Below are 6,928 nucleotides of genomic sequence, written 5' to 3'. Positions count from 1 at the left end.
TAATATGACAATTACTAACTGTCCCTAATTGTCAAATGCAATTCCTTTGTATACGGTAAGACCCTGTAAAATCTTCAACTATCAAATCTACTATATATTTTTTATCTAAGAAATTTGCAGTTTTATTCTATATTGTCCAACATTTCCTGTTAATAAACATTATTGAAACAATGTAAAAAAATGTTGACTGATAAAAAATTAACTATTATAATGTCAATATATGAAAAAAGATATACTTGTTTATAAAGTGTCCTCTGCCATCAGTATTGTTATAGAAGTATATATGTGGAATATTACAACATGGATAAATTAAGGAAGATGGAATGTTTGTATTACTGTTTTTCTAGGATTTGTGGGTTTTAGAGCTTAACCATTTTTCGATTTATATTCAGCATGAAGAATTTTGTAATCAAGTAGATGTTTGTTTTTAGTATATTTAAAATACCTAAAAACTAAGGGGTGTAAGTTATTTTATAGAAATCATAAAAATCAAAGCTTCATGGTAAAAGTTTATTTTAAAATTTTTAACAGAACCAATTTTGGAGAAAGGGGATATATATGGAACAAAAAAGGTATTATCCAACTGTTTTACAGGCAGTGTTACTTTTATTAATAGCGTTTTTGATTCAAACTGTGGGAAGTGTAATAGGATTTGTGGTAATTGGGAAAGAATTTATGAATTCAACAGAGATTATACTAAGCATAACATTCTTATCTGAATTAATTATAATAATAATTGGTAGCAAAAAGAGTAAAACGTCAATTAAGAAACTGTTTGAAAAACCTGATTTAAATATTAAAAATATATTAATCATTATTTTGCTTGTAGTTGCATCTTGGTTTATTATGGCTGGTATAACAATAATTTATGTAAACAATTCTGAGGCTGCAAAGCAAACACAGGATAGGTTAACAGATATATTTTTAGGCGGCTCAAATCAATGGTTTGGTATTTTAAGCATTGTACTTATCGCACCTATAGTAGAGGAGATACTATTTAGGGGTATTATATTACAAGGTTTATTAAAAAATTATAGTGTTAATAAGTCAATAATAATAACGGGTGTTTTATTTGGGTTATTCCATGGCAACATAGTTCAGTCACCAACAGTAATATTACTTGGAATTGTATTAGGTATTATGTATGTTAAAACTGGTTCCCTTTCTATGTGTATTCTGGGGCATATAGTTAATAATTTACTGGCTGTGATTGCTGGAGGAATATTATTGGTGGAGGGAAGACATGTGTATACACTAATAGCAGGAGTTGTACTTGCGGTTATATCAGTGATTTTTATAAGGAAGATTCCTAATAATATATATTGTCTAAAAGAAACTTTTAGTTATGAAGAGAATAACAGCTTTTAACCTTTAATATTATAAGTAAAGAAACATCTTCTTTTAAAGTTTAGCTGCTAATGAACTACCTTTTAAAGAAGATGTTTTATTATTCCAAGAATAGCAAGAAAAAATGAATTATAAATACAACAACTATTTACTGTTCATTAAACAGATTAAATACCTTAAAATATTAATAGAGGCTCAATCAAAAAATAAGTCGCAAAACACAATTGCTTAAAAAATTTCATTTGCAAAAAGTGTATCAAACTGTAAAACCCCTTCCAGTCTGGGAACTCGGATGGGGTTTTTTGATGGAAAATAATTCATAAAAATTATTGCAAACTAAGTATTATTTGTATTATAATATATAATGCAAATAATACTTAGTTTTTAAATGGTGGTGATATTATGATAATGAAGCTGGACATGTCCAGTACAACCCCTATTTATGTTCAATTGCGAAATCAAATCGTTTTAGGAATAGGAAAAGGTGAGATTAAAATAGGTCAGAGTTTACCTACAGTTCGTCAGTTAGCTGAGGATATTGGGGTTAATACAATGACAGTATCAAAAGCTTATTCTATACTAAAAAATGAAGGTTATATCGAAATAGACAGAAGACACGGTGCTAAAGTTAATCCATCCTTAGATATAAGTGGAGAGTTTAAAGAAAGACTAGAAGAAGAATTATCACTTTTAATTGCTGAATTTGGAATAAAGGGTGTCAATAAAAGAGAATTTATGGATATATGTAGTAGAATTTTTGATAGTATGAACATACCAAGTATGGTAGGAGGGGGAGTATGATGGAATCTATTATATACTTATTTATTTTAATTATATTTATAATCTCTTTAATTGCCACTAATCAAACAGCCACAAAGCCAAATAAAAATATTTTATTAGGAATTACACTTCCAAGGAGTTTCCTTGAGAACAGCTGTGTAACTGAAATTGTAAGTAGATATAAAAGGGCGTATAAAGTTTTAATTTTTATTGGAGTAGTATTTTCAATACCTTTACTGATTGAAACAAGATATCCATCATTTTCAATTATTTATATGTTACTCTGGATTTTATTAGTTTTATATTTTAACAATAAAATATTTATTAAATATCATGGAGAATTATATAAACTTAAGAAGGAAAATAATTGGTTTACTGGGCCTCCACATATTGTGACAATCGATACAGAGGTATCACGAATAAAAAGCAAAATGCCTGTTTCAAAACTATGGTTCATCCCATCATTTATTGTAAGTATTGTTCCACTATTTATTACACTTAATAAAGCAAATCACTATGAAACAACCCAAATAATTTTATCATTAATTCCTTTTTTATTAATTCTTATTTTTATTTATCTATATAAATTGACAGCCTCTGAAAAAACAGTAGTATATTCTGAAAACACTGATATCAATATTGCTTGTAATTATATACACAAAAGACTTTGGTCTATATGCTGGATTATTAATGCTACAATTACAAGCATTGCTTCTGCAGTATTTTATCTAAATCTATCCGATAAGAAGTACAGTGAGTTAGTACTTGCATTATCAGGTGTGTTGCCTAGTTTAATCAGTTTGTTAGTGATTATTTATACCCATAAAAAGATTAATGAAACTAAAAACAGATTACTTGAGGCTTCTGATAAACTTGTATATGCAGATGAAGATGAATATTGGAAGAATGGCTATTATTATAATCCAAAGGACAACCGTACAATGGTTGAAAAACGCATCGGTTATGGATTTACATTTAACATGGCAAGGACAAAAGGTAAACTTATAAGTTATGGTGTTATTGGATCAGCAATAATTCTTGTTTTATTTTTATCTGTAATGTTTGTTAGATTTGATACCTCAGAGTTTAAATTATCTATTGATGGAAATATGGTTAAGATTGATGCTCCGGTTTATAGATATAGCTTTAACATCAGTGATATAAAAGAGATAAAAAAAGTTGATAAAGTTCCTAGAGGAATAAGAACAAACGGTGTAAGTACAAGTAGATACAATCTAGGTGACTATAATTTAAATAATTATGGTAAATCAAAAATGTATATATATAAAGAAAACCCGCCTTACATTGTAATCAAGCTAGAGAACATCTATGTTTTTATCAATGGTAAAACAAGAGATATTACTGAACAATATTATAATTTGCTTTTAAACAACGTTAAAGGGACATATAAGTAGTGTTCAGAATTAGCAGTTAACATCTTGTTTCCAATCAATGCTAATTTAAATCAAAGTTTGGGAAGAAGATGTTTTATTATAAACAAAATGGAAAAGTAGAAGAAAAAATATTTCATTTTTATGTAATGCAAATAGCATAAGTGAATTTGATTTGTTTAAGGATGATAAAGGAAAGCTTAATTATTTAGCTTTCCTTAAAAAATGTGAAAAACTTATAAATTAATGATATGACAACTATAGACTGTGCATTAAAAAGAAGTATATTGATTTATATAGAGAAAGTAACAGAAAACAGGTATAATAAGATTAAAAGGAAGATAATATTAAAATTGCAATTTGTTAGAGAAAGATTGAGAAGTCATATGAGATTGGAAGGTGATAGTATGTGTCCTTACGATAATGAAATCGAAAAAATAAAAAATCAGATTATAACTAAATATGCTCCTAAAGATATTATCCTTTTCGGCTCATGTGCAAAGGGTTTGGTTAAACGTGAGAGTGATATAGATATTTGCGTAATCCTTGACACTCAAGATAAACGGCAAACATTAAGAGAGATGCTTGTTGATATAGAATATGATGTGGATTTGGATATAGTCATATATACACCTTCAGAGTGGTTGAAATATAAGGATGACAAGTCGAATTTTGCAAACATCATTAATAGAACAGGGGTGAGTTTGATTGGTTGATTCGGTAAGGCATAAAGAATGGTTTGAAATGGCCAAAAAAGATATGAGAAGTGCTGAAATCCTTTTTGAACATGATGCGGATAATGGAATTGTTTGTTTTCATTGCCAGCAGGCTATTGAGAAATACTTAAAAGGGTTTCTTATAAATGTTACAGGAGAATTACACGAAGGACACAATTTGGTTAAGCTATGCAAAAAGGCTTTAGCTTATAATAAGGCTTTAAGTGAATTTATTAAAGATATGGCTTTTGTAAATACATATTATATTGAGACCAGATATCCTGCAGAGGATCCACTTTTGGTCAGCAAAGAAGACGCAGAAGAATGTATTAAGATAGCTATAAAAGTTATTGAAAGAATACAGGAAGTAGTAAATGGCAGTAATTAGAATAAAGTCAATATTATATTGGATGTGGGCTGTGTGAAAAATTAATGCCACAGTATTTTAAGGTAGTGGATAAAAAAGAAAAATGGAAAGAATCTGCACTTAATGATATACAGATAAATAAATTGAAAGGGATAATGGATAAATGTCCTGTTAAGGCCATAGACTTTAGAAGAGAAGAAATAATATTCAAAAATAGTAATAGAAATATTAAATGTAATTAAGACAATGATTTTGTGTCCCCCAATTTACTCAATTCATGTGGTCATATCGAGAAATTAATGAATATTATAGGAATAATGTAAAAAAATGTTGACTGACAAAAAATAAACAATTAATATGTTAACATATGAAATTTTTTAAATGGGGGATATGTATGGAACAAAAGAGATATTATCCGAGTATTTTGCAGGCAGTGTTACTTCTATTAATGGCGTGTTTAATTCAAATTGTAGGAAGTGTTATTGGGTACGTAGCAATTGGGAAAGAATTTAAGAAGTATTTTTAAATTAAAAAACATCTTCTTTTAAAGTGAAGCTGTTGCTGAGAATTCTTTGAAAGGAGATGTTTTTTATATTAAAAAATCAAATAACAAGTTATTATATTTAAATTACTTTATAATAAAAAAGAATGTCAATAGTTTCACATATAGTTAAGAGTTAAGGAAATTACTGAAGTGGTTAAACATAATAGAAGTCATATAGGTTAATATTTCTTCTAATAATAATGGGTTATATTAAGATAACAGTGTTAGTTATGTAAAATATCTATAAAGGGACTAAAATCAGTAATCAAGAATGAAAGAAGAGCAATGAACAAAGCAAAGCAATTAAAAATATTCATAAACACAAAAATTAGATGTATAATGAAAGTTAGATACATTAAATTGAAAGGATGTATATGATATTTTAGAAATAGTATAAAAGATTAATGAGGGATTCATATGATAAAAACAATAGATTATCAGGAAATTGATAAACAAAGAACAGATAACAACTATGTATTAATCGATGTAAGAAGTGAAGGAGAGTACAAGAAGGAGAGAATACCGAATTCAATAAATATACCCTTATTCAATGATGAGGAAAGAAAAATTATTGGGACTGTATACGTAAAAGAAAGTGTTGAAAGAGCTAAGGAGTTAGGGGTTGAAGCTGCGGCTAAAAAGCTTCCTTCAATATACAAAGAGATAAAAGATCTAGATAAAAAATTTAACAAACTTATTTTTTATTGTGCCAGGGGAGGAATGAGAAGTAGTTCTATAGTTTCGCTGCTATCATCACTTGGTGTTAATGTTTTAAAATTATCTGGTGGGTACAAAGGATATAGAAAATTTATCAATGAAAATCTTCCTGAAATTGTAAAGAAGGTTAATTTTGCTGTTTTATATGGGAATACAGGTGTTGGCAAGACAAAAATACTACAGGAATTAGAAAAAAGGGGATATGATGTATTGGACTTAGAGTCATATGCAAACCATCGTGGTTCTTTACTGGGAAGTATCAGAATGGGAGAACAAAATTCACAAAAACTCTTTGAAGCATATGTTTATGATGCTTTAAGAAAAAGAAAAAGCAATACTGTGTTTGTTGAGGGAGAAAGTAAAAGAATAGGAAGAATTATAATTCCAGATTACCTATTTACTTCTATGGAAAAAGGAAAAAGGATTAAAATTGACACAAATATGGATGTAAGAATAAAAAATATAATGGACGAATACGTCTCAGACAACGATGAAGAACTAATTAACACAGTAAATTTATTAAGAATACATTTGAGCGACGTAAATGTAGATAGATATATAACTGAAATAAAAAATAAAAAATATAGAGTTGTTATAGAAGAACTTATGACGAAATACTATGATCCAATGTACAATTATAAGAACAAAGAATTTGAGATTATTGTAAATGGTGATAACATCCAGGACGCAACCGATAAAATCACAGAAATTATAGGGATATATAAGTAGTATTGCAAACCAATAAACAACATATACCTTAAAAGGAAAAATTAACCATAAAGTCAACTTAGAAGAGGTATGATTTGTTTGAAGATGATGTGGGTAAGGTTAATTATTAAGCTTTAGTTAAAAATATCAAAAAATTTATGAATTCAAAGTGAGATTGATAAAATAGAGGAATTTCTAAAAAAGAAAAGGAAAATTATGCTTAAAATTTATAAGTAGATAGCCAATAAAAGGCTATCTTTATTTTTCCTTTTTATCAATAATTTAGTTGGAGATATTTTAATAGAATATTTAGCATTAATAAAACAATTATTATTTCATAATATATCAAGGAATTAAC

Annotated in this window: 8 protein-coding genes; all 8 read left to right on the top strand. The window is 27.8% G+C overall.

Annotated features, from left to right (window positions below; translation table 11 throughout):
• Positions 1-558: 558 nt before the first annotated feature.
• The 8 genes from Q428_RS13090 to mnmH all read left to right on the top strand — a co-directional run bounded on the left by Q428_RS13090 (position 559) and on the right by mnmH (position 6,591).
• Positions 559-1,368: a CPBP family intramembrane glutamic endopeptidase gene (locus Q428_RS13090; protein WP_035381644.1), complete on the top strand. Its 810-nt coding sequence runs from the start codon at positions 559-561 to the stop codon at positions 1,366-1,368.
• A 381-nt stretch (positions 1,369-1,749) separates the two neighbouring features.
• Complete coding sequence (locus Q428_RS13085; RefSeq protein WP_035381642.1) at positions 1,750-2,148, top strand: GntR family transcriptional regulator; 399 nt, start codon at positions 1,750-1,752, stop codon at positions 2,146-2,148.
• Positions 2,145-3,542, top strand: a complete 1,398-nt coding sequence (locus Q428_RS13080) for a PH domain-containing protein (RefSeq protein WP_035381640.1) — start codon at positions 2,145-2,147, stop codon at positions 3,540-3,542. The genes Q428_RS13085 and Q428_RS13080 overlap by 4 nt, the downstream gene beginning before the upstream one ends.
• 227 nt (positions 3,543-3,769) lie before the next feature.
• The gene (locus tag Q428_RS15270) at positions 3,770-4,234 is read left to right on the top strand and encodes a nucleotidyltransferase domain-containing protein (RefSeq protein WP_242847847.1); all 465 of its coding nucleotides are present in this window, start codon (positions 3,770-3,772) and stop codon (positions 4,232-4,234) included.
• Positions 4,227-4,622, top strand: coding sequence for a HEPN domain-containing protein (locus tag Q428_RS15265; RefSeq protein WP_035381636.1), 396 nt, complete (start codon positions 4,227-4,229; stop codon positions 4,620-4,622). Before Q428_RS15270 ends, Q428_RS15265 begins: the two co-directional genes overlap by 8 nt.
• A gap of 17 nt (positions 4,623-4,639) precedes the next feature.
• Positions 4,640-4,843: a 4Fe-4S domain-containing protein gene (locus tag Q428_RS15025; RefSeq protein ID WP_341349056.1), complete on the top strand. Its 204-nt coding sequence runs from the start codon at positions 4,640-4,642 to the stop codon at positions 4,841-4,843.
• A 152-nt stretch (positions 4,844-4,995) separates the two neighbouring features.
• Positions 4,996-5,127, top strand: coding sequence for a hypothetical protein (locus Q428_RS16445; RefSeq protein ID WP_278244917.1), 132 nt, complete (start codon positions 4,996-4,998; stop codon positions 5,125-5,127).
• 435 nt (positions 5,128-5,562) lie between these two features.
• Entirely contained in the window at positions 5,563-6,591 is a 1,029-nt protein-coding gene (mnmH, locus tag Q428_RS13065) for a tRNA 2-selenouridine(34) synthase MnmH (protein ID WP_035381634.1), read from the top strand.
• Positions 6,592-6,928: the final 337 nt, after the last annotated feature.

Source organism: Fervidicella metallireducens AeB (genome assembly GCF_000601455.1).
Taxonomy (GTDB): Bacteria; Bacillota; Clostridia; order Clostridiales; family Caloramatoraceae; genus Fervidicella; species Fervidicella metallireducens.
Note: the sequence above shows the minus strand (reverse complement) of the source record. Positions and strands in the feature narration are given on the sequence as shown.

Coding starts and splice junctions, on each gene's coding strand:
- Q428_RS13090 (WP_035381644.1), top strand. CDS start 559: ATGGAACAAAAAAGGTATTATCCAACTGTTTTACAGGCAGTGTTACTT.
- Q428_RS13085 (WP_035381642.1), top strand. CDS start 1,750: ATGATAATGAAGCTGGACATGTCCAGTACAACCCCTATTTATGTTCAA.
- Q428_RS13080 (WP_035381640.1), top strand. CDS start 2,145: ATGATGGAATCTATTATATACTTATTTATTTTAATTATATTTATAATC.
- Q428_RS15270 (WP_242847847.1), top strand. CDS start 3,770: ATGACAACTATAGACTGTGCATTAAAAAGAAGTATATTGATTTATATA.
- Q428_RS16445 (WP_278244917.1), top strand. CDS start 4,996: ATGGAACAAAAGAGATATTATCCGAGTATTTTGCAGGCAGTGTTACTT.
- mnmH (WP_035381634.1), top strand. CDS start 5,563: ATGATAAAAACAATAGATTATCAGGAAATTGATAAACAAAGAACAGAT.